Here is a 22607-nt window from a genome sequence, read left to right as displayed (position 1 = left end):
GGGGGGACTGTTTGGGGTGGGCGGGGCAGTGGTTGCCACGCCCGTGCTGACCAGCCTGTTCGGCACCACCCAGGTGGTTGCCCAAGGCTTGTCCCTGGCCTTGGCATTGCCCAGCACAGGCGTGACATTGGTAACCTACGCCTGGCACCAGGAGGTGGACTGGATGATTGGCGTGCCGTTGGCCGTCGGCGGTTTGCTCAGTATCAGTTGGGGCGTGAAGGTGGCCCACGCACTGCCGGAGCGCGTACTGCGCGGCTTGTTCTGCGGCTTCCTGGTGGTGTGCGCGGTGATGCTGACCTTTAAAGTCTGAAGCCTTCGAGGATGTAGTCCGCCAGGCATTCGGTGATCGGCGAGGTCATCGCCGGGTTGCGCAGCAAGCGAAGATTCATCGACGGCAGCGGTGGAAAACCTTCTTCGCTGCCGAGGACGCGCAGGTCATCGGTCACCAGGCTTTCCATGCTCACCATCACCGCCAGGCCAGAACTCACCACCGCCTGAATCGCCGCTACATTGGAGCTGTGGTAGGCGAGCCGGTAGTCCCGACCCGCCGCATCCAACGCCGCGCGGGTCCATTGGGTGCAGAAGCTGTCGACGCCGGAAATCGCCAGTGGCAGTGCATCGTGCTCGTCCACGCAGAAGCACGGGGCCGCCACCCACACCATCCGCTCGGTGCGCAGCAACTCGCCGATCTCATTGCCGGGCTCACGGCTGATGACCGTCAGCGCCAGGTCGCGGCGCTGCATCAACACCGTCGACGCCTCGCAGTGCATCTCGATCTGGATCAGCGGATACGCCTTGGAAAACCGCTTGAGAATCCCCGGCAGGAAACGCATCACGTAGTCGTCCGGCGTGCCGATGCGCACCAACCCCACCATGTGCGGCTCGCGCAGGGTGTTGAACACTTCACTGTGCAGTTTCAGGATGCGCCGCGCGTACCCCAGCAACACCTGGCCCTCGGGCGTCAGCCGCACCTGCCGGCCATCACGTTCGAACAGCTTGCGCTGCAACACGTCCTCCTCCAGGCGCTTCATCTGCATGCTCACCGCCGACTGGGTGCGGTTGACCAGCTCGCCAGCGCGGGTAAAACCGCCCTGGTCGGCGATGGCGACGAAGGTGCGCAGCACTTCAGTGTCGATGCTTGGGTAGCCGGACAATTGATCAATCTCCGAGATGTATTGCATAAGAAACATTCGTTGGATTGATCTTAAGCCCGGGCACACACTGCCGTCATCCCCACTGGAGGGCGAGAAGATGAAAGGTCAAAAAGGTTTTGTGGTGATGGCGAAACGTCCGTTTTCCGGGCTGTTTCACAAGGTTGCCCGCTGGCAGGCGCTGCACGAGGAGCGCCAGATGCTAGCGTCCTTGAGTGATGATGCGCTCAAGGACATCGGCCTCAATCGCGGCGATGTCGAGCAGGAGCGTCACCTGCATTTCTGGCAGGACCCGCTGCGAAAATGAGCGCGGATGCAGTAGGGTAGTCGGCGAGCCTACCCGGAGAAACCCATGCCCGCCGACCTGTCTTTTTCACTCAAGCAAGCTCGACGCATGGCACTGGCGGCACAGGGTTTTTCCGGGCGCCAGGCGCCTGCGCTGGTCAAGGCCGCACACCTGAACCGCATGATCGAGCGCCTGGGCGTGTTGCAGATCGACTCGGTCAATGCCGTGGTGCGCTCCCATTACCTGCCGCTGTTTTCCCGCCTGGGCAACTACTCCCCGTTGATCCTTGAACAGGCCGCCTGGAGCCAGGGGCGGCGGCGTTCGCTGTTCGAGTACTGGGGGCATGAAGCGTCGCTGCTGCCGATGGCGCTGTACCCGTTGATGCGCTGGCGCATGGAGCGGGCCAAGCAGGGCCAGGGTATTTATTCGCAGATGGCGCGCTTTGGTCGTGAGCAACAGGCCACGATTCAGCGTGTTCTGCAGACCGTCGAGCAACAGGGCGCGCTGGGTGCCGGTAGCTTGTCGACCCGTGAGGGGCGCGCCGGCCCATGGTGGGACTGGAGCGACGAGAAACATGCGCTGGAATGGCTGTTTGCCGCAGGCCTGGTCACGGTGGCCGGTCGGCGAGGGTTTGAGCGGCTCTATGATTTGCCGGAGCGGGTCATTCCCCGCGACATCCTTCAAGCCACGGTCACTGAGGCCGAAGCCCAGCGCGGCTTGCTGCTGCACAGTGCGACTGCATTGGGCGTGGGCAGCGAAAAGGACCTGCGCGACTATTTCCGCCTTGACCCTGCCGACAGCCGTCATCGCCTGGCCGAACTGGTGGAGGACGGGCAGTTGCAGGTGTGCCAGGTGCAGGGCTGGAAGCCGCTTGCCTACTGCCTGCCCGCGCCGAAAGTGCCACGCAAAGTGCCGGCCAGCGCATTGCTGTCGCCGTTCGATTCGCTGGTGTGGGAGCGCAGCCGCACAGAGCGACTGTTCGATTTCCGTTACCGCCTGGAGATCTATACCCCGCAAGACAAACGGGTGTACGGCTACTACGTGTTGCCGTTTCTGCACAACGAACGGATCGCCGCGCGCGTCGACCTGCGCGCCGAACGCGCCAACGGGCGCTTGGCGGTGCATGCGGTGCACGAGGAAGCGCCAGGGTTGGATGAGGAGGGGATGCTCGCGCTGGCGCAGAACCTGCGGCAAATGGCCGACTGGCTGGGGCTGGACCACGTGCAGCTCAATTGCCAGCGGCCGAGTGCCGACCGGTTGCGGGTGGCAATGATCAATAGCGAGCGTGTGACGTAGGGGCCCATCGCGGGCAAGCCCGGCTCCCGCAGGCGTACGTGGGCACCTGTGGGAGCCGGGCTTGCCCGCGACGGCTTCAGCGACGTCGACTCAACGCCTCAGCGCTTGACCTGTTTCAACGTCTCGGCAATCAGGAACGCCAATTCCAGCGACTGGTCGGCATTCATGCGTGGGTCGCAGTGGGTGTGGTAACGGTCCGACAAGCCATCTTCGGTGATCGGGCGCGCGCCGCCGATGCATTCGGTGACGTTCTGGCCGGTCATCTCGATATGAATCCCGCCGGCATAGCTGCCTTCGGCCTGATGCACCTGGAAGAACTCCTTCACTTCGCCCAGGATCTGCGCAAAGTCGCGGGTCTTGTAGCCGCTGCTGGCCTTGATGGTATTGCCGTGCATCGGGTCCGAGCTCCAGAGCACCTGCTTGCCCTCGCGTTGCACTGCACGAATCAGGTTGGGCAGGTGGTCGCCGACCTTGCCTGCGCCCATGCGCGCGATCAGGTTGAGGCGGCCGGGGTCGTTGTCCGGGTTGAGGATGTCGATCAGCCGGATCAGGTCATCCGGGTTCATGCTCGGGCCGACCTTGACCCCGATCGGGTTGTTCACTCCGCGCAGGAACTCGACGTGGGCGCCGTCCAACTGACGGGTGCGATCGCCGATCCACAGCATGTGGGCCGAGCAGTCGTAGTAATCGTTGGTCAGGCTGTCGCGGCGCACGAAGGCTTGTTCGTAGTTGAGCAGCAGCGCTTCGTGGGCGGTGAAGAAACTGGTTTCGCGCAGTTGTGGCGAACTGTCCATGCCGCAGGCGCGCATGAAGGCCAGGGTTTCGTCGATGCGGTCGGCCAACTGGCTGTATTTCTCGGCCAGGGCGGAGTTGGCGATGAAGTCCAGGTTCCACTTATGCACTTGGTGCAGGTCGGCAAAACCGCCTTGGGCAAAGGCACGCAGCAGGTTCAGGGTGGCGGTGGACTGGTGATAGGACTGCAGCAGGCGGTCCGGGTCCGGCACGCGGCTTTTTTCGTCGAAGCCGATGCCGTTGACGATGTCGCCGCGGTAGGCGGGCAGGGTGATGCCGCCGATGGTTTCATCATTCGCCGAGCGAGGCTTGGCGAACTGGCCAGCCATGCGCCCGACTTTCACCACCGGGCAGCCAGCGGCGAAGGTCATCACGATGGCCATCTGCAGCAGCACCTTGAAGGTGTCGCGGATCTTCGCGGCGGAGAATTCGGCAAAGCTCTCGGCGCAATCGCCACCTTGCAGCAGGAACGCACGCCCCTGGGTCACCTCGGCAAACTGGCGGCGCAACTCGCGGGCTTCACCGGCAAACACCAGTGGCGGGTAGCTGGCCAGGTTCTGCTCCACTTGCAACAAGTGTGCAGCGTCCGGGTACTGGGGTTGTTGCTGGATCGGCAGGGCGCGCCAGCTGTCGGGGCTCCAGGGTTGGCTCATCATGAACTCGATTGGCTGATTGACGGTCGGGCGCCAATGTTATCAGCAATTAGTGCGTGACCTGTTGCCGCCGGTTGGCCGACAATCGCGCCTTTGCCGTGCAGCAAACCCGTTAGGAGTAGTGATGACCGAGGAGCGTGTCGAGCGCCTGCTGGCCGAAGTCCATGATGACTTCGGCATGATCCGTGTGCTCGAAGTGGCCGATTACCGTTTTCTCGAGTTTGGCGACGCCATCGAGCAAAGCTGCGTGTTCACCGCTGACCCGAGCTGGCTGGAGTACGACTACACCCGCGCGATGCTGATTGGCGCGTTATGCCATGAGCAGCCGGACAGCGCGCTGTTCCTCGGCCTGGGTGCGGGCACGCTGACCCAGGCGTGCCTGAAGTTCCTGCCGCTGGAGGACGTCGAGGCCATCGAACTGCGCCCCGACGTGCCGCGCCTGGCCATCGAATACCTGGGGCTGGACGATGACCCTCGGCTGTACATCCGCATTGGCGATGCCCTGCAATTGCTCGACAGCGCCGAGTCGGCCGACCTGATTTTCGTCGACCTCTATACTGACGTTGGCCCCGGCGTCGGGCACCTGGCCTGGTCCTTCCTGGAAAACTGCCAGAAAAAACTCAACCCTGGCGGCTGGCTGGTGATCAACCAGTGGGCCACCGACGACGGCAAACCCCTGGGGGCAGCGTTATTGCGTGGCTTGTACCACCGCCATTACTGGGAGCTGCCGGTGAAGGAGGGCAATGTGATTCTGCTGGTGCCGTCGGAGCTGGACCAGGAGCTGGAGATGGATGCGCTCTCGGCCCGTGCCGAAGCGTTGGCGCCGAGGTTGGGGTACTCGTTGCAGCCGTTGATCAAGGCGATTCGGCCGGCGACTTAGTCGCCTGTGACGACGCCATCGTGGGCAAGCCCGCTCCCACAGGGGAATGCATTTCAACGGGGAATGCGGCCAACATGCGGAAGCGGGCTTGCCGGCCAAGAGGCCGGTATTGCCAGTTCAAATACCCTTGAACACCCCGGGCCGCTTCTCGATCATCGCCCGCACGCCTTCCTTGGCATCCTCGCTGTTGAGCAATTTATCCACCATCGGCGGTAATGCGGCGGCCGCGACGGTCTCGCCTTCCATGCGCGCCAGGCGTGCCGACATCAACGTGGCCTGCACACCCAGTGGCGCCTGGCGGGCGATGCGGTTGGCGAGTTCGACCGCGCGGGGCAGCAGGTCTTCACTGGCCATCACTTCCTGCACCAGGCCCAGGCGCAGGGCGTCATGGGCGTCGAACTCATCGCCGGTGAGCAGCCAGCGCATCGCGTTGCCCCAGCCGGCGATCTGATGAAAGCGCAACGTCGCGCCGCCGAATGGGAAGATCCCACGCTGCACTTCCATCTGCGCAAAGCGCGTGTTGCTTGCGCAAAGATTGATATCGGCCGCCAGCATCAGTTCGATACCGATGGTCAGGCAGTAGCCCTGGGCCGCGACGATCACCGGTTTGCTCACACGCGGGCCGGCAAACACGCCCCAGGGATCGCAGCCCCCCAGCGGTGGTTGCCAGCCACCGGCCATCACGCCACTGACATTGGCCAGGTCCAGCCCGGCCGTGAAGTGATCCCCATGGGCAAACACCACCGCCACCCGTGCGTCGTCGTTTCGATCAAATTCGCCATACGCCAGGCTCAGTTCATTAAGCAGGTCCAGGTCGAAAGCATTGCGCTTGGCCACCCGGTCCAGGCCCAGCATCAGGACATGGCCCTGGAGTTCACGGCTGACGCGGCTGCTGCTGGCTTGATTCATCGGGTGTACCCTCGGGAGCGGGGAAGGCTTTCAGACCAAAGGGGCTGAAAGGTCAGGTGAACCGTTTAAGCGTTATGACCAGGCGGGCCGGGCCTTTGAAAAATAGACCCTGCCGGTGTTATCTGCAAAGGTGGTGACGCAGCGCGCTTTCTCGGTGCATTCCGATAAAAAAAGCTCCCTTTTTCAGCTATTTCCGGTATAGTGCGCGCCGGCCTTTAACCGGGCCGCGTTTAGGTAGCGCAATTCCCCGAAGTCAGCTTCGGCTGCACGTCCGCACAGCGGACTCTCCCTTGACGAATCTTTTTCATTCATTCGTTTTCGCAAATCCCCGCCGACAAAGCAGCCAGGGCGACTCTTGAGTCTCAACACGGCATGCGCAGCTTTGGAGCATGGGTCTTTGCGGATGCACTTAGAGGCAGACCCATGACCCAGGAAACCGGCGGCTTCGCCGCTTTTAATCTTAACCCGAATATTCTTGCAGCCGTCGCAGCGACTGGCTACGAAGAACCTTCGGCGATTCAGCAGCAATCGATCCCGATCATCATGGCCGGCCAGGACATGATTGGCCAGGCGCAAACCGGTACCGGTAAAACCGCCGCGTTCGCCCTGCCTATCCTGCACTGCATCGATCCTGCCAAGCGCGAACCGCAAGCCCTGATCCTGGCGCCAACTCGTGAGTTGGCGCTGCAAGTAGCAACCGCTTTTGAAACCTACGCCAAGCAAATGCCAGGCGTTACCGTTGTAGCCGTTTACGGCGGCGCGCCGATGGGCCCGCAACTCAAGGCTATCCGTAACGGCGCACAGATCGTTGTCGCCACCCCTGGCCGTCTGTGCGACCACCTGCGTCGTGACGAGAAAGTACTGTCGACCGTGAACCACCTGGTTCTCGACGAAGCTGACGAAATGTTGAAGCTGGGCTTCATGGATGACCTGGAAGTCATCTTCAAGGCGCTGCCACCAACCCGTCAGACCGTGCTGTTCTCGGCCACCCTGCCACAGTCGATCCGTGCCATTGCCGAACGCCACCTGCGCGATCCGCAACACGTGAAGATCCAGACCAAGACCCAGACCGTTACCGCGATCGAACAGGCTCACCTGTTGGTTCACGCTGACCAGAAGACCTCGGCTGTATTGAGCCTGCTGGAAGTCGAAGACTTCGACGCCCTGATCATGTTCGTGCGCACCAAGCAAGCGACCCTGGACCTGGCCAGTGCCCTGGAAGCCAAAGGCTACAAAGCTGCTGCGCTGAACGGCGACATCGCCCAGAACCAGCGTGAGCGCGTCATCGACTCCCTCAAGGATGGCCGCCTGGACATCGTTGTGGCGACCGACGTTGCCGCCCGTGGCCTCGACGTTCCACGTATCACCCACGTGTTCAACGTTGACATGCCTTATGATCCAGAGTCCTACGTTCACCGTATCGGCCGTACCGGCCGTGCGGGTCGCGAAGGTCGTGCATTGCTGCTGGTGACTCCGCGTGAGCGCCGCATGCTGCAAGTGATCGAGCGTGTAACCGGTCAGAAAGTCGCTGAAGTACGCCTGCCGGATGCCCAGGCAGTCCTGGATGCGCGCATCAAGAAACTGACCAACAGCCTGGCGCCTCTGGTGGCTGACGCTGAATCGACCCACGGCGACCTGCTGGACCGCCTGACCGCCGATATCGGTTGCACCCCGCGTGCCCTGGCTGCAGCCCTGCTGCGCAAAGCCACCAATGGTCAGGCCCTGACCCTGGCAGCCATCGAGAAAGAACGTCCACTGGTCCCGAACAGCGCGCCACGCGGTGATCGTCCAGAGCGTTCCGGTGACCGCCCAGAGCGTGGTGATCGCGAGCGTCGCGCTCCGGTTCCACTGGCTGAAGGCCGCGCTCGTTGCCGCACCGCGCTGGGCGCGCGTGACGGTATCGCTGCCAAGAACCTGCTGGGCGCTATCCTCAACGAGGGTGGCCTGGCACGTGAAGCCATCGGTCGCATCCAGGTCCGTGACAGCTTCTCCCTGGTGGAGCTGCCGGAAGACGGTCTGGAAAAACTGCTGGCCAAGCTCAAGGACACTCGCGTTGCCGGTAAGCAGCTGAAGCTGCGTCGCTACCGCGAAGATTGATCCGCCCCCGGGCTGATTGATCGAACATAAAAAATCCCCGACTGGTTCGGGGATTTTTTTTGCCTGGCGTTGGGTATGCACGCAAAAGCTACTCGCTTGGTGGGGTAGTGCTTCATAGAGCGGAGGGTGTTTAGGTATTTTCTGAACTATCGGTTTTCGTTGTCAGCTAATGATCACATCAGGTTTAAGAAAAGTCCGAGCGTATGACTGACCTGTCTGGCAGCCTGCTTGTAAGTGAGTCACTAATGTCGAGTGATGATTGAACTCACTGGAAAGAGGCTGTAGCTGTTATGCGCGTTGATAACTCACACCGTCCCCTATCAAGAATACCTGAGCCCGTTATTCATCCTCTCGTGCAACCTTCCTTTAATATGGCTGGTGAGCCACGTAATGATCAGTACCAAGAAGATAAAAATAGCCTTCGGTCATCAGGGGGCTTTAGCGTATTGAATGATGCTCCGAGGCGGCTATTAAGAGAAGTTTCCTCGAAAGCTATTTCGCCCACGATCACAATCCATCACTCGAAGCTTGATAAGGTGAGCGATCCAAAACTCGAAATCAAGAAGGAAGCCACAGCACCCAATGGGTTGTATGGTGTGAGTTACTCACTGTCCGCAACGCACCCTGGGTTGAGCAATATCACGTTTCCAATGAGTATTGACGAAGGCCTCCAAAGAAAGACAGGCAAGGATGCGGGTATTTATTATGCGATGCAATTTGGCGTTAATGACAACAATGGCAAGCCCCTCGGTCGCGGCTATATAGGGATGCAGCCACGTGGAGATGGCAAGGCGCTGGTTACATTTTCCGGATCCGGTTCGCATTTCAAAGCGCCACAAGGTCGCGGCGAGTTTGATGGGGGGAACGGCGCGAGTAATAGCACATTGGTCGATTTTAAGTTTGGGCATAAGTATAATTTGACGGTGGTGCGGGATCCTGAAAATCCCCGGAAGTTGAGCGCTTATATTCAGGATGTCACGGATCCCGATAATCCGGGGCCCAAACAGCACGTCCAAGATCTTTATGTCGACAGAGACGTTGCACTGGCGGGCAGAGAAGTTGGGTTTGTTGAGCAGTATGGCGAGAAAATAAACCGAAGTTCGCAGATTGCGCCAACGGGCGGCAGTTTTTCAGCGCCCTTTACTACAGACGATAAGGGGAATATTAAAGTTGGTGTAATCAACAGTACTGGTTTTTACGGCAGGTACAAGAACTCGATGGTGGGCACCCAACGGGTGACCAAAGACTCCGGTGTAGGAAAGGAAATCCACTTTTCCTTTAAAGGAGTGGGGTCTGAGAAGAAGGCCTAGCCCGTGCCCTTGATAGTTGCAGGGCTATCGCCTTAGTGTCTATCACCTACAGACTGTCCCATTCCAGCGACGGACTCTGTCAACCGAAGCGGTAGATGTCCATGCCCAGCGCGCCCAGGGTGAAGCCCTGGTGTGCCACGCTGAAATCGCCACCGGCACCGCGCGCGAAATACAGCGGCAGTAGGTGCTCATCACTGGGATGGCTACGCACGGCATTCGGCGCTTGGCGGCGATAGTCGTGCAAGGCGTTTGCATCGTTGGCTGCCAGTTTGTCGACGACCCAGTTGCGGAACTCTAGCGCCCATGGGGTGATGGTCTCGGGGCCGGCGCGCCAGTCAAGCTCACCCAGATTATGGGTAATACTGCCGGAGCCGATCAACAGCACACCTTGCTCGCGCAAACCGGCCAGGGCATGCCCGACGCGGGTCTGCAGGGCAGGGCCCATGCGGCTGGGCAGGGACACCTGCACCACCGGAATGTCCGCCGCCGGGTACATCAGCGACAGCGGCACCCACGTGCCATGGTCGAAAGGGCGTTGTGCATCGACGCGTGCATCCAGTCCATCGGCATGCAGCCGCTCGACGATCTCGCCGGCCAGTTGCGGGTCGCCTGGCGCCGGGTACTGCACGGCAAACAATTCGCGGGGGAAGCCGCCGAAGTCGTGCCAGGTCTCGGGCGCGGGACTGCCGCTGACCAGCAGCTCTTGGCTTTCCCAATGCGCCGACACCACCACGATTGCCTTGGGTCGTGGCAGCTCGGCCGCCAGGCGCAGCAATGCCGGGCCGCTGGCACCGGGTTGCAGGGCGAGCATGGGCGAACCGTGGGAGATAAACAGGCTGGGGAGCATAAGTGGGGTCCTGAGCGTTAACATGGGCCCATCTTCAATCAGATCATTGATCTAAATCTAATATAAGTTTTAGTGCCTTTTGATCGAATTTCCGGGGGGATCCATGGAGCCTAAGTTTTGGCAGGAGCGCTGGGCGCGCAATCAGATCGGCTTCCATTTGCCTGAGGTCAACCCGTACCTGCAACGACACTGGCCGCAGCTCGCGCTCGCCGAGGACACCCAAGTGCTGGTGCCATTGTGTGGCAAGAGCCTGGACCTGATCTGGCTGGCCAGCCGTGGGCTGCGGGTGTTGGGCGTGGAGCTGTCGGAGCAGGCCGTCGAGGCGTTCTTCAGTGAGCAGAACCTGGCGCCACGCATCACACAGCGGGGCGCCTTCACGGTTTATCAGGCTGATCGGGTCGAGGTGTGGTGTGGCGATTTCTTCGCCCTGGACGCCGACGTCCTGGCCGGTTGCACTGCACTGTATGACCGCGCCGCACTGATTGCCTTGCCGCCGCTGATGCGTGCGCGATACGCCGAACACCTGAACAGCCTGCTGCTTCCAGGCTGCCAGGGGTTGTTGATCACCCTCGATTACGACCAGGCGCAGAAAGCCGGACCACCGTTTGCGGTGACGGACGACGAGGTGAAGGTGCTGTTCGGTTCGGAATGGACCTTGGAGGCGCTGGAGGCGCAAGACATTCTGGGTGAGAGCTGGAAGTTCGTGCAGGACGGCGTCACGTGGCTCGACGAGCGTGTCTATCAGCTAACGATGCGTTGACAATATAAGCGCCCACAAAAAAGGGGCGATCAAATCGCCCCTTCTTGCGTAACGGCTGGTTATCAGCCCCGACGGCGCAGTGCGTCGATGCGCTCTTCCAGCGGCGGGTGGCTCATGAACAGGCGAGCCATGCCCTGCTTGATGCCACCGTTGATGCCGAAGGCGGTCAGGCTGTCCGGCATGTGCACCGGCAGGCCCTGTTCGGAGCGCAGGTGTTGCAGCGCTGCAATCATCGCCCCGGTGCCCGCCAGGCGCGCACCGGCTTCGTCTGCACGGAATTCGCGCTTGCGCGAGAACCACATGGTGATCGCGCTGGCCAGGAAGCCCAGCACCACTTCAGCGAAGATGGTTGCCACGAAGTAGGCAATGCCGCGGCCTTCTTCGTTCTTGAAGATCACCTTGTCGACAAAGTTGCCAATGATCCGCGCGAAGAACATCACGAAGGTGTTCACCACGCCCTGGACCAGCGCCAGGGTGACCATGTCACCGTTGGCCACGTGGCCGATCTCGTGAGCCAGTACGGCCTTCACTTCATCGTAAGAGAAGCGTTCCAGCATGCCCTGGCTGACCGCAACGAGTGCGTCGTTCTTGTTCCAGCCGGTGGCAAAGGCATTGGCTTCATAGGCCGGGAAGATCCCGACCTCGGGCATCTTGATGCCCGCCTCGCGGGACAACTGCTCGACAGTCTGCAGCAACCATTGCTCATGCCGGGTACGTGGCTGGGTGATGACCTGGGTGCTGGTGCTCATCTTCGCCATCCACTTGGAGATGAACAGCGAGAACAGCGAGCCGGCAAAACCAAAGACCGCACAGAAAACCAGCAGCTGATTGAGGTTCAGGTCAACCCCGTTGGCCGCCATGAACCCGTTGAAGCCGAAAAGGCTCAAGGTGATGCTGGCAATCAGCACGACCGCAAGGTTAGTGGCCAAGAACAGCAGGATGCGCATCATGGTTGTAGAGTTCTCCTCATGCTTAATATGTCGCTTACTGCGGGGTATATAAGGTGCGCCATGGGGTGATTCAACCGAGCGACTATTTCAAACTGTGTCCTACAGCCTGAATGTAGAGCCTTGAAGGGTTTTTCCGTGGTTGAAAAGGCGTCTTGATTGGTTCGCCGTTGCCATGGAACCCTTTAATCATAGGGGGGCGGTGGCGTTTTTGCTGCCAGCGAAGCGTTGATACGCAGGAGGAGCAGAGAAGTGTTGCCAGATACTCGCTGTACGACCGATTGTCGGTCGTACAGCGCCGTTTGCGTTACTGGCGATAGGACTTGAGGAAGTTACCGATGCGACCAATGGCCATGTCCAGGTCATCCACACGCGGCAGCGTCACTACGCGGAAGTGATCCGGCCACGGCCAGTTGAACGCGGTGCCTTGCACCACCAGCAGTTTTTCCGACAGCAACAGGTCGAGCACGAATTTCTCGTCATTGAGGATCGGGCACACTTTCGGGTCGATCCGCGGGAAGGCATACAGCGCGCCCATGGGTTTCACGCAGCTCACGCCCGGGATTGCGTTGAGCAGTTCCCAGGTGCGGTTGCGCTGCTCCAGCAGGCGGCCCTGGGGCAAGACCAGGTCATTGATGCTCTGGTAGCCGCCGAGGGCGGTCTGGATGGCGTGCTGGCTCGGCACGTTGGCGCACAGGCGCATGTTGGCCAGCATGTCGATGCCTTCGATGTAGCTTTGCGCGTTGTGCTTGGGGCCGGAGATGGCGATCCAGCCGGAGCGGAACCCTGCCACGCGGTAGGACTTGGACAGGCCGTTGAAGGTCAGGCACAGCAGGTCCGGCGCCAGGGAGGCGGTGCATACGTGCACGGCGTCGTCGTAGAGGATCTTGTCGTAGATCTCGTCGGAGAACACCACCAGGTTGTGTTGGCGCGCCAGTTCGAGCATGCCCAGCAAGACTTCCCTGGAGTACACGGCACCGGTCGGGTTGTTCGGGTTGATGATCACCAGGGCCTTGGTGTTCGGGGTGATCTTGGCCTTGATGTCGGCCAGGTCCGGGAACCAGTCGGCGCCTTCGTCACACAGGTAGTGCACCGGGTGTCCACCGGCCAGGGTCACGGCGGCGGTCCACAGCGGGTAGTCCGGAGCCGGCACCAGCACTTCGTCGCCATTGTTGAGCAGGGCCTGCATGGACATCACGATCAGCTCGGACACACCATTGCCCAGGTAGATGTCTTCGATACCGACACCTTCGACCTGCTTCTGCTGGTAGTACTGCATCACCGCCTTGCGCGCGCTGAACAGGCCCTTGGAGTCGCTGTAGCCCTGGGCGGTGGGCAGGTTGCGGATCACGTCCTGGAGGATCTCGTCCGGCGCTTCGAAACCAAACGGCGCCGGGTTGCCAATGTTCAGCTTGAGGATGCGGTGGCCTTCCTCTTCCAGGCGTTTGGCGTGCTTGAGCACTGGGCCGCGAATGTCGTAGCAGACGTTGGCGAGCTTGTTCGATTTGCTGACCTGCATGGCGATGTGATCCTGAAAATGAACGATCCAGACGGTGGGGACACTACCGTACTGTGAATCCTGCGGGGCCCGCACCCATAAATACGTTTGAATGCCGGTAGCGCGGGTGCCAGACTGGCGTTTTGAAGAGGCGCAATCATACGTGCCGCCTGATCCATGGAAAAGACACAGATCAGGCTTTTTCAGTTGCCGAGGTGTACCGATGGAAAAGTTGGAAAAAACCCTTCAGGAATGGCAGGACATGCTGGACCCGGCGCAGTACCAGGTGTGCCGTCTCAAAGGCACCGAGCGGCCGTTCTCCGGCAAGTACAACGCCACCACCACGGACGGCGTGTACCACTGCATTTGCTGCAACGAACCGTTGTTCGATTCCAAGACCAAATTCGATGCCGGCTGCGGTTGGCCGAGTTTCTACGAGCCGATTGCCGATAGCGCGATGATCGAGATCCGTGACGTCAGCCACGGCATGATTCGCACCGAAGTGACCTGCGCCAAGTGCGATGCGCACTTGGGCCATGTGTTCCCGGACGGTCCGCCGCCGACCGGCCTGCGTTATTGCATCAACTCGGTGTGCCTGGACCTGGTCCCGCGTTGATAATCCTTCTGCAAGAGCCCGGCAAGCCGGGCTCTTGCAGGGGGTTTGTGATGATTGGGTATTCGTCTGGTCAATTAAATTGCACGCAATTTAATTGCCTACTATGTTTACCCTTCTTTTCTCCCTATCGAGGCACTGCCATGAGTGACAACCTGCTGAGCATCCCTTGCACCACCATCAAGGGTGAGCAAAAGACCTTGGCCGATTTCGCCGGCAAGGCACTCCTGGTGGTCAACACCGCCAGCAAGTGCGGCTTCACCCCGCAGTACAAAGGCCTGGAGCAACTCTGGCAGCAGTACAAGGACCAGGGCCTGGTGGTGTTGGGTTTCCCTTGCAACCAGTTCGGCAAGCAGGAGCCCGGTAACGAAGGCGCGATTTCCGAATTCTGTGAGCTGAACTTCGGCGTCAGCTTCCCACTGTTCAAGAAGATCGATGTAAATGGCAGTGATGCCCACCCCTTGTTCGTTCAGCTCAAAAAACAAGCCCCGGGCCTGCTCGGCTCCAAAGGCATCAAGTGGAACTTCACCAAGTTCCTCATCGGCCGTGACGGCCAGGTGGTCAAGCGCTTTGCCCCGACCACCAAGCCACAAGACCTGACCCAAGAGATCGAAGCCCTGCTCAAATGACCGTATCCCTGGCCCTCGACCACCAACTGTGCTTCAAACTCTATGCCGCCTCCAGGGCCGTGACCCGCGCCTACAAACCGATGCTCGATGAGCTCGGCCTGACCTACCCGCAATACTTGGTGATGCTGGTGTTGTGGGAGTGGCATGCCGCAGCGCCAGCGCAGCCCACGGTCAAGGCATTGGGGGAACGCCTGATGCTCGACTCGGGCACGCTGACGCCGCTGCTCAAGCGGCTTGAGCAGCTCAAATGGGTCAGGCGCCAGCGCAGCGCCCAGGATGAACGGGAAGTGCACCTGAGCCTGAGCCAGGCCGGCGTGCAATTGCGCGACCAGGCTCATGGCCTCAAGACCCGGCTCTTGTGCGCCAGCGGCGTCGACTTGAACCAGGCCGACGCGTTGCGCGATGGCCTGGACCAATTGCTTGGACAGATCAGAGACTTGTCGTCTTCGGCACCCAAAGATCCAGTAGACCGCTGAGTTCCTCGCGGCGGAACGGCTTGGCCAGGTAGTCGTTCATGCCCGCGGCCCGGCAACGCTCGCGTTCTTCGGACAAGGCGTTGGCGGTCAGTGCGACAATAGGCAGGTCCGGCCAGCGCCCGCTGCGACGGATCTGCCGGCTGGCCTCGTAACCGTCCATCACCGGCATATTGCAGTCCATCAACACCAGGTCGAAGCGTTGTTCCTCCAGGCACTTGAGCGCCTCGCCACCGTGGGCGGCCACGATCACCTCGCACCCCAGTTTGCTGAGCATGCCCTTGGCCACCAGTTGGTTGACCGGATTGTCCTCCACCAGCAGGATGCGCGCCCGATGCGCCAGCGGTGCGGCTTCCATCTGGATCGGGTCGAGGATCAGTTGGGTGTCGCTGCGCAAATTACGTTGCAGGATCTGATACAGCGCGTTGCGGCTCAATGGGCGCGCCTGTTGCTGCAGCGGCGCCAGCGCCGCGACTTCTTCGCTGGGCATGAAGTTGCCATACGCGGTTACCACCAGGATGGGCGCGGTGATGGACGGTCGCAGGCGGAACAGGCATTCGGGGCAGTCGGTGATCAACAGGTCCGGGGTTTGCCCGCTCAGGTCTTCATCACGCGAGTAGCAGTGAGGCGTCAGCCCCCAGTGGGGCAACAGGGTGGTGAGCAGTTCCGTCAGGCCGCTGCCGGCACTGGTAATGGCGATCACTTCACCCTTGAGCGGTGTCGGTTGCACGGCGGGCAAATGGATCGGCAGCGGCAGGTCGGCGCAGAACTGGCTACCGAAGCCGACCTCCGAACTGATGCTCAGGCGGCCCTTCATCGCTTCACACAAGTTATGCGTCAGTGCCAGCCCCAGGCCTGTGCCGCCAAACTGGCGGGTGATACCGGCGCCAGCCTGGGTGAACGGCTGGAAGATCTTCACCTGGGCTTCCTGGGCAATGCCGATACCGGTATCACAGACCTCGATGCGCACCCGCCCATCCAGCGCGCTGAGGCGTACATCCACCCGGCCGAAGCGGGTGAATTTCAACGCGTTGGACAGCAGGTTGCTGACGATTTGCCGCACACGAGTCGGGTCGCCCAAGACTTGTGCAGGAAACTGCGGGTCGATCAGGCACGTCAGTTCAACGCTCGGCGCGGCGTTCTGCGACAACAGGTTGGCGGTGTCCTCGACCAGCGAGCCCAGGTCGAAGGGGATGCGTTCCAGCTCCAACTGACCGGCGTCGAACTTGGACAGGTCGAGGATATCGTTGAGCAACTCCACCAGCACCTTGCCCGAGTCGTGGGCGATGGACAGTTGCTGGCGCTGTTCAGCGTTGAGCGGGCTGTCCAGCGACAGCGCGATCATCCCCAGCAGGCCGTTGAGCGGAGTACGAATCTCGTGGCTCATGTTAGCCAGGAACGCCGCACGCGCCTGGGCCATGCCCAATGCATGCATCTTCGCCGCCTCCAGTTCATCGTTGGACTGGCTCAGGCGCTGGTTGCTGGTCTTGAGCTCCAGGGTGCGGGCGGAGACGATGTCTTCCAGTTGGCCCAGGTATTCGGTGAGGCGATCCTCGGCGTGACGGCGTTGCTGGATCTCGGTCTCCATGTTTTCGAATTGCTGGTTGGCCACGTTCACCAATACGCCGATTTCGTCGTGTTCGTGGCCGGGCGGGCAGTCCAGGCGTGCCTGCCTGCGGTTGCTCAGTTCACGGATAATGCGCACCAGCGGCTGGGTGAGCATCACGTAGAACAAGCCCAGCAGGATGCCGGTGAGCAGCAGGCTGCGGACAAAGCCATTGAGCAGGGTGATCTCGGCTCGGTGCAGGAAGCGGCTGCCAAAGGTATAGGTGTCCACGTCCAGGCGCAGCACGCCGAGGGATTCGTTGGGCATATGGCTGAGGAACAGCCGGTCTTCGAACTGGCGGTTGGCACCGAACAGGAAGTCGCTGAGCGGCCGGTAGGTGCTTTCCTTGCGCGGCCGGTCGACGTCGGCCAGCACCACGCCGTTGTTGTCGATCAACTGCGCGCGAATGATCGCGGGGGAGTGCAGCAGGCCCAGGGTCAGTTCCTGGGCCAACTCGGCGTCGATGTTGTAGGCGATGCGTGACGCGGGGTTGTGGCTGATTTCGATCAGTGAACGAATTTCACGGTTGATGGATGCGTCTTCGCTGGCATAATCAATGCCGATTTGGATCAGGCTGAGCAAGGTTCCCAAGACGAAACCGACCAGCACAGTCAATCTGGCTTGTTTATAAGACAAGCGGTGGGCGAACTTGATATCCATTGAGTGTTGAACCACTTCACGTTTCCCTTCGCCCGGCAAGCATAGCCGAACATCCACAGGCTCTGGCTTACCCGGCACGAATCGTTTTTTACGCAGCCACGTGCGGTCTGCCGCAGGGCTGCCAATACGCCATCTTTTGCAAGAACTTGCCAGAGGAATAATCGTGGATTCTCGATTGAATGCCTTTCTTGAGCGGGCCGATGCCGTGCTCGCCCGCCTGGAACCCCTGTTGCCGGCGCCCCGCCAGACCATCGATTGGAACCAATGCCTGGCTGCCCGCTGGCAGCGCGAAGGCCGCAGTGGGTTCCTGTTGCCGCTGGACGTCAGCCTGGAGATGCGCCTGTCCGACCTGATTGGCGTGGACAAGCAACGTGAAACACTGGCACGCAATACCCAACAATTCCTCGACGGCCTGCCCGCCAACCATGCACTGCTATGGGGTTCGCGTGGTACGGGCAAATCGTCCATGGTGCGTGCCTTGCTGGCCCAGCACGCCAAGGCCGGCTTGCGCCTGATCGAAATCGAACGTGACCACCTGGCCGACCTGCCGCGTGTGGTCGAGCAACTGGTCAAGCTGCCACAACGCTTTATCCTGTTCTGCGACGACCTCTCGTTCGAGGCCGGCGAAGGCGATTACCGCGTGCTTAAAAGCGTACTGGACGGCTCCCTTGAGCAAGCCCCGGAAAACGTGCTGCTGTATGCCACCTCCAACCGCCGCCACTTGGTGCCGGAAAACCAGAGCGACAATGACAACTGGAAGCGCGTGGATGGCGAACTGCATCCGAGCGAGGCGGTGGAGGACAAAATTGCCTTGTCCGACCGCTTCGGCTTGTGGCTGTCGTTCTACCCGTTCTCCCAGGAGCACTTCCTGGACGTGGTGGAACACTGGATCGGCGAACTGGCGGCCAAGGCCGGCTTGCAGTGGCAGCGCGACGAAGCACTCGACATCCTCGCCGTGCGCTGGGCCACCGGCCGCGGCAACCGCAACGGCCGTTGCGCGTATCAATTCGCCCGTTACTGGGTGGGTCTTAAATTGCTGGAGCTTCAACCATGATCGATCTAAACAGCGCCGGCACGGGCCTTGATGGCTACGCCATGCTCTGCGCGCAACTGGAGGCGCTGCTCGCCGATGAGCGGGATTTCATCGCCAACAGTGCGCAATTTTCGGCGTTCCTGTTCAACCAGTTGGACGACTTGAACTGGGCCGGCTTCTATCTCAACCGTAACGAAGAACTGGTGCTCGGACCGTTCCAGGGCCAGATCGCCTGTGTGCGCATTCCGTTCGGCCGTGGGGTGTGCGGTGCAGCAGCGGCGTCGCGGCAAACCCAGCGGGTGGAGGATGTACATGCGTTTGCAGGGCACATTGCCTGTGACAGCGCATCGAACAGCGAACTGGTGGTGCCGCTGGTCAAGGACGGCAAGCTGATTGGCGTCCTTGACCTCGACAGCCCGTCGCTCTCGCGTTTTACCCTCCAGGACCAGGCCGGCATTGAACAGCTGGCGGCAATTTTCCTGCGCCTGACTGACTGTTGATCACGCAAGGGGCGGCAACCGCCCCTTACTGACCATCAAGCCCACGAAGCTGCACCTGCAGTGCCCTCTCCAGTTCCAGCATGAGCTTTTCCAGGGATTTCGCCCCGGCTTCGATCAACGCCCGGTCATCGCCGCGGGCACACGCCTGCTCAAGGGTTTCGCACTGCCCGGCCAGTGATGTCGCCTGGACGATACGGGCAGCGCCCTTGATCCTGTGGGCCTGCTCGATGAGGTCCTGGAGCGGGGCATGCCCAGCAATCAGTGCGGTCAGCGCCTGGCGATCATGTCGACTGCTGCTCAACAGCTCCTCCAGCAAACGCCAGCTCAACTGCGGATCGCCGCCGGTCAGGGCCTGGAAGTTGCCAAGGTCCAAGTGCAGGTCGGCGGGCTGAGGGGCGATCTGCGCGAGTTGCCGCTCCAGTGCCGTGAGGCTGATCGGTTTGAACAGGCAATCGTTCATGCCTGCCTGCGCGCAGCGTTGCTTCTCTTCGGGCTGGGCATTGGCGGTAAAACCCAGGACCACGCACGGTGCCAGTTGCTCACGCTGTTCGTACTCGCGGATGGAGCGGCTCAACTCGTAGCCATTCATGATGGGCATGTTGCAGTCGGCGATGACCAGGTCGAAGCGTTCCTGGCGCCAGGCCTGGAAACCGGCTGCGCCGTTCTGGGCCGCCGAGAACTGATGGCCCAGGTAACCCAGTTGCTGGCACATCAGCAAGCGGTTTGCGGGATGATCATCCACCACCAGCACATTGAGTACCGGCGCGTTTGCCGGCGACTCGGGTTTGCGCTCATCCGTTGCCTGCTCCGGCTGCAGGCGCGTCATTTTCAGGCTGACATGCACCTGGGTGCCGACCATGGGCACGCTGCTCAGGCTCAGTTGGCCACCCATCATGGCGCACAGGCTGCGGCAGATCACCAGCCCCAGGCCAGCGCCGCTCCTGGCGAGTTGCCCGGAATTGTCGGCCTGGGCAAAGGGTTCGAACAGGCGCAACTGATCATCCCGGCTGATACCGATCCCGGTATCCTCGACCACCAGCTTCATCTCCACCTGTTGCGCCAGTTCGGTGGGCAATACTTCGACCTTGATGGTGACCTGGCCACGCTCGGTGAACTTGATGGCATTGCTGACCAGGTTCGACAACACCTGCTTGAAACGCAGCGGGTCGATCAGGACTTCGGTGTCGTCGCGGTCGGGGTTGAAGGCCAGGGACAGGCTGAGGGTTTTCTGGCGTGCCAGGCCGTCGAAGACACGCACCACCGACTCGATGACTTCGCGCAGGTTGACCCGTTCCGGCGCGAGACTCAGGCGGCCGGACTCGATGCGCGCGATGTCGAGGATATCGCCGATCAGTTCCAGCAGGTCCTTGGCCGAGTTGTACGCCACTTCGATGGCCGGGCGATCGAGATGGCCCTGGTCGGCGCGCTTGAGGGTCAACTCCAGCATCCCGATCACCGCATTCATCGGGGTGCGTATTTCATGGCTCATGGTGGCGAGGAACGTGCTCTTGGCCCGGTTGGCTTCATCGGCGCGCTCCTTGGCCGCACGGATTTCATCGAACAACTGGCGTCGCTCGCTGATGTCGATCCAGCCACCGATGATCCCCTGGACTTCTCCCGTCGAGTCGCGGTACGGCAGGATCCAGTGGTAGATCGTCAGTTTCTGTTCGCGAATGTGCAGGGTGCGATCGAGGATCAGCGGGTTCCCTTCGGCCATCACCCGCTCATAGTCGGCATGGTATTGCGTCGCGTCCGTTTCAAGGGCCTCGCTCATCTGGATGGCGCTTTTGCCGATGACATCTTCGCGCTTGACGTCGAACACTTGCAGGTAGCTGTCGTTGCAGGTCTGCAGCAGGCCCTTGCGGTCACGCACATAGATCGGATGCGGGGTTTCATTGACCAGCGCGCGCATGAACTCGAACTGGTCATTGAGGGCGCGCTCGGCCATTTTGCGGTGTTTGATCTGGCGGCGCATGTAGGCGTTCCAGGTCAGGGAGATCAACAGTAAAAGCCCAGTGCCGATGATGATGCGGGCGATCAGTTGGTGATAGTTGCGCCAATAGCTGTCGGAGGCGGCCGTGTAGCCACGCCAGCGACTGTTGATCACCCCCAGTTCATCCGGGGCGATGCTTAGCAGGGCCTTGTCGAGAATCGAGCTGAGTTCGGTGGCACTGCGGGCGGTCGCCAGGGCGAAGGTGGCGGGAGCGGTGCCGATGCTGGTGCTGATCTGCAGCTTGTCCTGGAACACATGGGACGACAGCAGGTAGTTGGCGACCACCAGCGAGTTCACTGCACCTTCCACATGCCCTTGGGCGAGCAACTCCGATGCCTTGAAGGTGTCGCTGGCGTCCACCAGTTGGACCCGCGGAAAGTCGCGGCGCAAGAGCGGTTCGAGAGGGTTGCCTGCAGTGATTGCCAGGCGCTTGCCGGCCATCTCCTCCAGGCTCGAGGGCGCGCCGACCTCTTTGCGTGTCAGCAGCACATAGGAGTTTTCCAGGTAGGGACGGCTGAAGTTCAGTTGCGCTTCCCGTTCCGTGCTCGGCACGATTGCGCCGATGATGTCGACCTTGCCGGTGTCCACCTGTTCGATCATCGCGTTTACGTCACGTCCACGCTGAATCTCGAAACGCAGCCCCGTGCGCAGGCGAATCAGTTCCAGCAGGTCGGCGGTGATGCCACGGAAATTGCCATCGGCGTCGAAGAAGGTCAGGGGGGCGAACGTTTCGTTCACGATCACCTTGACCACCGGATGATCGGTCAACCAACGTTCCTCTCGTTGGCTCAGTTGCAGCTTCTCGTCGGTGAGCAGGATGTCGCTGCCCGCGCTCCAGCGCTTGGCGATCGCGTCGCGTTCGGCGGTAGGCACGGCTGTCAGGACCGCGTCGACGATACTCAGGAGGGTGCGCTGGTGATTGGGCAAGGCAAAGCCGAACCCATAGGCTTCGTGCTTGCCGAAGTTGGCCATGCGGATGTTCTTGAGGTAGCCCTTGTTGATCATGTAATGGGTGGAAATGGTATCGCCGAGGAACACGTCGGCCTGGTCGAATGCCACCGCATTCAAGGCGTTCTGATAAGAGGGGTAGGCGCGGATGATCGCCTCGGGGTACAACTTTTTCACCTCATCCAGGGGCAGGTAGTGGTAGACCAGGGCCAAGCGCATCCCGGCCAGGCCATCATTCAGGCTGCGGGTTTCTCCTTCGCGCGTCACCAGTACCGGCTGGTCCACGGCGTACGGTTCGGACACGCTGAGATTCGGGTTCGCTGCCTCGAAGCCGTTCGAGGTGCCCAATAAGTCAATGTCCCCCGTTTCCAGGGCGCGGATGGCGTCCTCTCGGGAAGGGTAGCGCAACACTTTCACCGGCAAGGCCAGCGACTTGGCCAGCAAACCGGCGTAATCGGCGGTGAGCCCTTCATAGTCGTGACCACTGGACGTCAGGTCGAAGGGAGGGTAGTCAGGCGATGCGGTGCCTAGCACCAGTTCGCGCTTGTTTTGCAGCCATTGGCGTTGTGCCTTGTTCAGGTGGGTTTCCAGTTGAACCGAGCCGGCGCGGCTCAACAAGGTGAAATGTTCCGGGCCCGTTTGATGGTTCGCGAGCACGGCGGTGCTGAAGCACAAACCGGCACTCAATGTAATCAGATAGTCCTTTATACGCCTGGGCATCCGCTT

The 22607-nt window shown here is 61.0% G+C and carries 20 protein-coding genes; 12 read left to right on the top strand and 8 right to left on the bottom strand.

The window, feature by feature from the left end; translation table 11 throughout:
* A partial coding sequence (locus CQ002_RS18080) for a sulfite exporter TauE/SafE family protein (protein WP_146119694.1) occupies positions 1-310 on the top strand: 310 nt, incomplete at its 5' end.
* On the opposite strand, the gene CQ002_RS18075 is transcribed toward CQ002_RS18080, so the two are convergent.
* The gene (locus CQ002_RS18075) at positions 300-1181 is read right to left on the bottom strand and encodes a LysR family transcriptional regulator (RefSeq protein WP_034102789.1); all 882 of its coding nucleotides are present in this window, start codon (positions 1179-1181) and stop codon (positions 300-302) included. The two genes, CQ002_RS18080 and CQ002_RS18075, sit on opposite strands and share 11 nt — an antisense overlap.
* A 70-nt stretch (positions 1182-1251) precedes the next feature.
* Here CQ002_RS18075 and CQ002_RS18070 point away from each other — a divergent pair, with 70 nt between their 5' ends.
* Positions 1252-1458, top strand: a complete 207-nt coding sequence (locus CQ002_RS18070) for a DUF1127 domain-containing protein (protein WP_069022513.1) — start codon at positions 1252-1254, stop codon at positions 1456-1458.
* A gap of 45 nt (positions 1459-1503) precedes the next feature.
* Entirely contained in the window at positions 1504-2733 is a 1230-nt protein-coding gene (locus tag CQ002_RS18065) for a winged helix-turn-helix domain-containing protein (protein ID WP_105161874.1), read from the top strand.
* Positions 2734-2831: 98 nt separating this feature from the next.
* On the opposite strand, the gene CQ002_RS18060 is transcribed toward CQ002_RS18065, so the two are convergent.
* The gene (locus tag CQ002_RS18060) at positions 2832-4178 is read right to left on the bottom strand and encodes a class II 3-deoxy-7-phosphoheptulonate synthase (RefSeq protein ID WP_034102795.1); all 1347 of its coding nucleotides are present in this window, start codon (positions 4176-4178) and stop codon (positions 2832-2834) included.
* A 124-nt stretch (positions 4179-4302) separates the two neighbouring features.
* Between CQ002_RS18060 and CQ002_RS18055 the strand changes: the two genes are divergently transcribed.
* Positions 4303-5058, top strand: coding sequence for a spermidine synthase (locus CQ002_RS18055; RefSeq protein WP_034102797.1), 756 nt, complete (start codon positions 4303-4305; stop codon positions 5056-5058).
* 117 nt (positions 5059-5175) lie between these two features.
* On the opposite strand, the gene CQ002_RS18050 is transcribed toward CQ002_RS18055, so the two are convergent.
* Positions 5176-5967: a crotonase/enoyl-CoA hydratase family protein gene (locus CQ002_RS18050; RefSeq protein WP_034102798.1), complete on the bottom strand. Its 792-nt coding sequence runs from the start codon at positions 5965-5967 to the stop codon at positions 5176-5178.
* 423 nt (positions 5968-6390) lie between these two features.
* Between CQ002_RS18050 and CQ002_RS18045 the strand changes: the two genes are divergently transcribed.
* Both CQ002_RS18045 and CQ002_RS28600 read left to right on the top strand, forming a co-directional pair.
* Positions 6391-8064: a DEAD/DEAH box helicase gene (locus CQ002_RS18045; RefSeq protein ID WP_034102799.1), complete on the top strand. Its 1674-nt coding sequence runs from the start codon at positions 6391-6393 to the stop codon at positions 8062-8064.
* A 290-nt stretch (positions 8065-8354) separates the two neighbouring features.
* The gene (locus CQ002_RS28600) at positions 8355-9374 is read left to right on the top strand and encodes a hypothetical protein (protein WP_234010405.1); all 1020 of its coding nucleotides are present in this window, start codon (positions 8355-8357) and stop codon (positions 9372-9374) included.
* 79 nt (positions 9375-9453) lie between these two features.
* Here the strand turns inward: CQ002_RS28600 and CQ002_RS18035 are convergent, their stop codons facing one another.
* Positions 9454-10221: a class III extradiol ring-cleavage dioxygenase gene (locus CQ002_RS18035; RefSeq protein WP_069022519.1), complete on the bottom strand. Its 768-nt coding sequence runs from the start codon at positions 10219-10221 to the stop codon at positions 9454-9456.
* 103 nt (positions 10222-10324) lie between these two features.
* Here CQ002_RS18035 and CQ002_RS18030 point away from each other — a divergent pair, with 103 nt between their 5' ends.
* On the top strand, positions 10325-10981 hold the full coding sequence (locus CQ002_RS18030) for a thiopurine S-methyltransferase (protein ID WP_105161875.1): 657 nt from the start codon (positions 10325-10327) through the stop codon (positions 10979-10981).
* 62 nt (positions 10982-11043) lie between these two features.
* Here the strand turns inward: CQ002_RS18030 and htpX are convergent, their stop codons facing one another.
* Entirely contained in the window at positions 11044-11931 is an 888-nt protein-coding gene (htpX, locus tag CQ002_RS18025) for a protease HtpX (RefSeq protein ID WP_034102803.1), read from the bottom strand.
* Between the two features lie 304 nt (positions 11932-12235).
* Positions 12236-13447: a pyridoxal phosphate-dependent aminotransferase gene (locus CQ002_RS18020; RefSeq protein WP_025857865.1), complete on the bottom strand. Its 1212-nt coding sequence runs from the start codon at positions 13445-13447 to the stop codon at positions 12236-12238.
* A 202-nt stretch (positions 13448-13649) separates the two neighbouring features.
* Between CQ002_RS18020 and msrB the strand changes: the two genes are divergently transcribed.
* The 3 genes from msrB (at position 13650) to CQ002_RS18005 (ending at position 15144) form a co-directional block, all read left to right on the top strand.
* Positions 13650-14042 carry a peptide-methionine (R)-S-oxide reductase MsrB gene (msrB, locus tag CQ002_RS18015; RefSeq protein ID WP_034102807.1) on the top strand — a complete coding sequence of 131 codons (393 nt, stop codon included), beginning with the start codon at positions 13650-13652 and terminating at the stop codon, positions 14040-14042.
* 140 nt (positions 14043-14182) lie between these two features.
* A complete protein-coding gene (locus CQ002_RS18010) occupies positions 14183-14668 on the top strand; it encodes a glutathione peroxidase (protein ID WP_098466109.1) in 486 nt (161 codons plus the stop codon).
* Positions 14665-15144: a MarR family winged helix-turn-helix transcriptional regulator gene (locus tag CQ002_RS18005; protein WP_034102810.1), complete on the top strand. Its 480-nt coding sequence runs from the start codon at positions 14665-14667 to the stop codon at positions 15142-15144. The genes CQ002_RS18010 and CQ002_RS18005 overlap by 4 nt, the downstream gene beginning before the upstream one ends.
* On the opposite strand, the gene CQ002_RS18000 is transcribed toward CQ002_RS18005, so the two are convergent.
* Positions 15098-17407, bottom strand: a complete 2310-nt coding sequence (locus CQ002_RS18000) for a response regulator (RefSeq protein ID WP_034102812.1) — start codon at positions 17405-17407, stop codon at positions 15098-15100. The two genes, CQ002_RS18005 and CQ002_RS18000, sit on opposite strands and share 47 nt — an antisense overlap.
* Positions 17408-17570: 163 nt before the next feature.
* On the opposite strand from CQ002_RS18000, the gene CQ002_RS17995 reads away from it, so the two are divergent.
* Both CQ002_RS17995 and CQ002_RS17990 read left to right on the top strand, forming a co-directional pair.
* Positions 17571-18461: an ATP-binding protein gene (locus CQ002_RS17995; RefSeq protein WP_034102814.1), complete on the top strand. Its 891-nt coding sequence runs from the start codon at positions 17571-17573 to the stop codon at positions 18459-18461.
* Complete coding sequence (locus CQ002_RS17990; RefSeq protein ID WP_105161876.1) at positions 18458-18940, top strand: GAF domain-containing protein; 483 nt, start codon at positions 18458-18460, stop codon at positions 18938-18940. The genes CQ002_RS17995 and CQ002_RS17990 overlap by 4 nt, the downstream gene beginning before the upstream one ends.
* A 25-nt stretch (positions 18941-18965) precedes the next feature.
* Here CQ002_RS17990 and CQ002_RS17985 read toward each other — a convergent pair whose 3' ends face one another.
* Entirely contained in the window at positions 18966-22601 is a 3636-nt protein-coding gene (locus CQ002_RS17985) for a transporter substrate-binding domain-containing protein (protein WP_052211070.1), read from the bottom strand.
* Positions 22602-22607: the final 6 nt, after the last annotated feature.

Source organism: Pseudomonas sp. MYb13 (assembly GCF_002980075.1).
Lineage (GTDB): Bacteria > Pseudomonadota > Gammaproteobacteria > Pseudomonadales > Pseudomonadaceae > Aquipseudomonas > Aquipseudomonas lurida.
The sequence above is the reverse complement of the archived record's forward strand: the minus strand, read 5'-3'. Positions and strand labels throughout refer to the sequence as shown.

Bases quoted from the DNA above. Each gene is read 5' to 3' on its own strand.
- CQ002_RS18070 (WP_069022513.1), top strand. From the start codon at position 1,252: ATGAAAGGTCAAAAAGGTTTTGTGGTGATGGCGAAACGTCCGTTTTCC.
- CQ002_RS28600 (WP_234010405.1), top strand. From the start codon at position 8,355: ATGCGCGTTGATAACTCACACCGTCCCCTATCAAGAATACCTGAGCCC.
- CQ002_RS17990 (WP_105161876.1), top strand. From the start codon at position 18,458: ATGATCGATCTAAACAGCGCCGGCACGGGCCTTGATGGCTACGCCATG.
- msrB (WP_034102807.1), top strand. From the start codon at position 13,650: ATGGAAAAGTTGGAAAAAACCCTTCAGGAATGGCAGGACATGCTGGAC.
- CQ002_RS18020 (WP_025857865.1), bottom strand. From the start codon at position 13,447: ATGCAGGTCAGCAAATCGAACAAGCTCGCCAACGTCTGCTACGACATT.
- CQ002_RS18010 (WP_098466109.1), top strand. From the start codon at position 14,183: ATGAGTGACAACCTGCTGAGCATCCCTTGCACCACCATCAAGGGTGAG.
- CQ002_RS18030 (WP_105161875.1), top strand. From the start codon at position 10,325: ATGGAGCCTAAGTTTTGGCAGGAGCGCTGGGCGCGCAATCAGATCGGC.
- CQ002_RS17985 (WP_052211070.1), bottom strand. From the start codon at position 22,601: ATGCCCAGGCGTATAAAGGACTATCTGATTACATTGAGTGCCGGTTTG.
- CQ002_RS18055 (WP_034102797.1), top strand. From the start codon at position 4,303: ATGACCGAGGAGCGTGTCGAGCGCCTGCTGGCCGAAGTCCATGATGAC.
- CQ002_RS18075 (WP_034102789.1), bottom strand. From the start codon at position 1,181: ATGCAATACATCTCGGAGATTGATCAATTGTCCGGCTACCCAAGCATC.
- CQ002_RS18050 (WP_034102798.1), bottom strand. From the start codon at position 5,967: ATGAATCAAGCCAGCAGCAGCCGCGTCAGCCGTGAACTCCAGGGCCAT.
- CQ002_RS18000 (WP_034102812.1), bottom strand. From the start codon at position 17,407: ATGGATATCAAGTTCGCCCACCGCTTGTCTTATAAACAAGCCAGATTG.
- CQ002_RS18005 (WP_034102810.1), top strand. From the start codon at position 14,665: ATGACCGTATCCCTGGCCCTCGACCACCAACTGTGCTTCAAACTCTAT.
- CQ002_RS18060 (WP_034102795.1), bottom strand. From the start codon at position 4,178: ATGAGCCAACCCTGGAGCCCCGACAGCTGGCGCGCCCTGCCGATCCAG.
- htpX (WP_034102803.1), bottom strand. From the start codon at position 11,931: ATGATGCGCATCCTGCTGTTCTTGGCCACTAACCTTGCGGTCGTGCTG.
- CQ002_RS18065 (WP_105161874.1), top strand. From the start codon at position 1,504: ATGCCCGCCGACCTGTCTTTTTCACTCAAGCAAGCTCGACGCATGGCA.
- CQ002_RS18035 (WP_069022519.1), bottom strand. From the start codon at position 10,221: ATGCTCCCCAGCCTGTTTATCTCCCACGGTTCGCCCATGCTCGCCCTG.
- CQ002_RS18045 (WP_034102799.1), top strand. From the start codon at position 6,391: ATGACCCAGGAAACCGGCGGCTTCGCCGCTTTTAATCTTAACCCGAAT.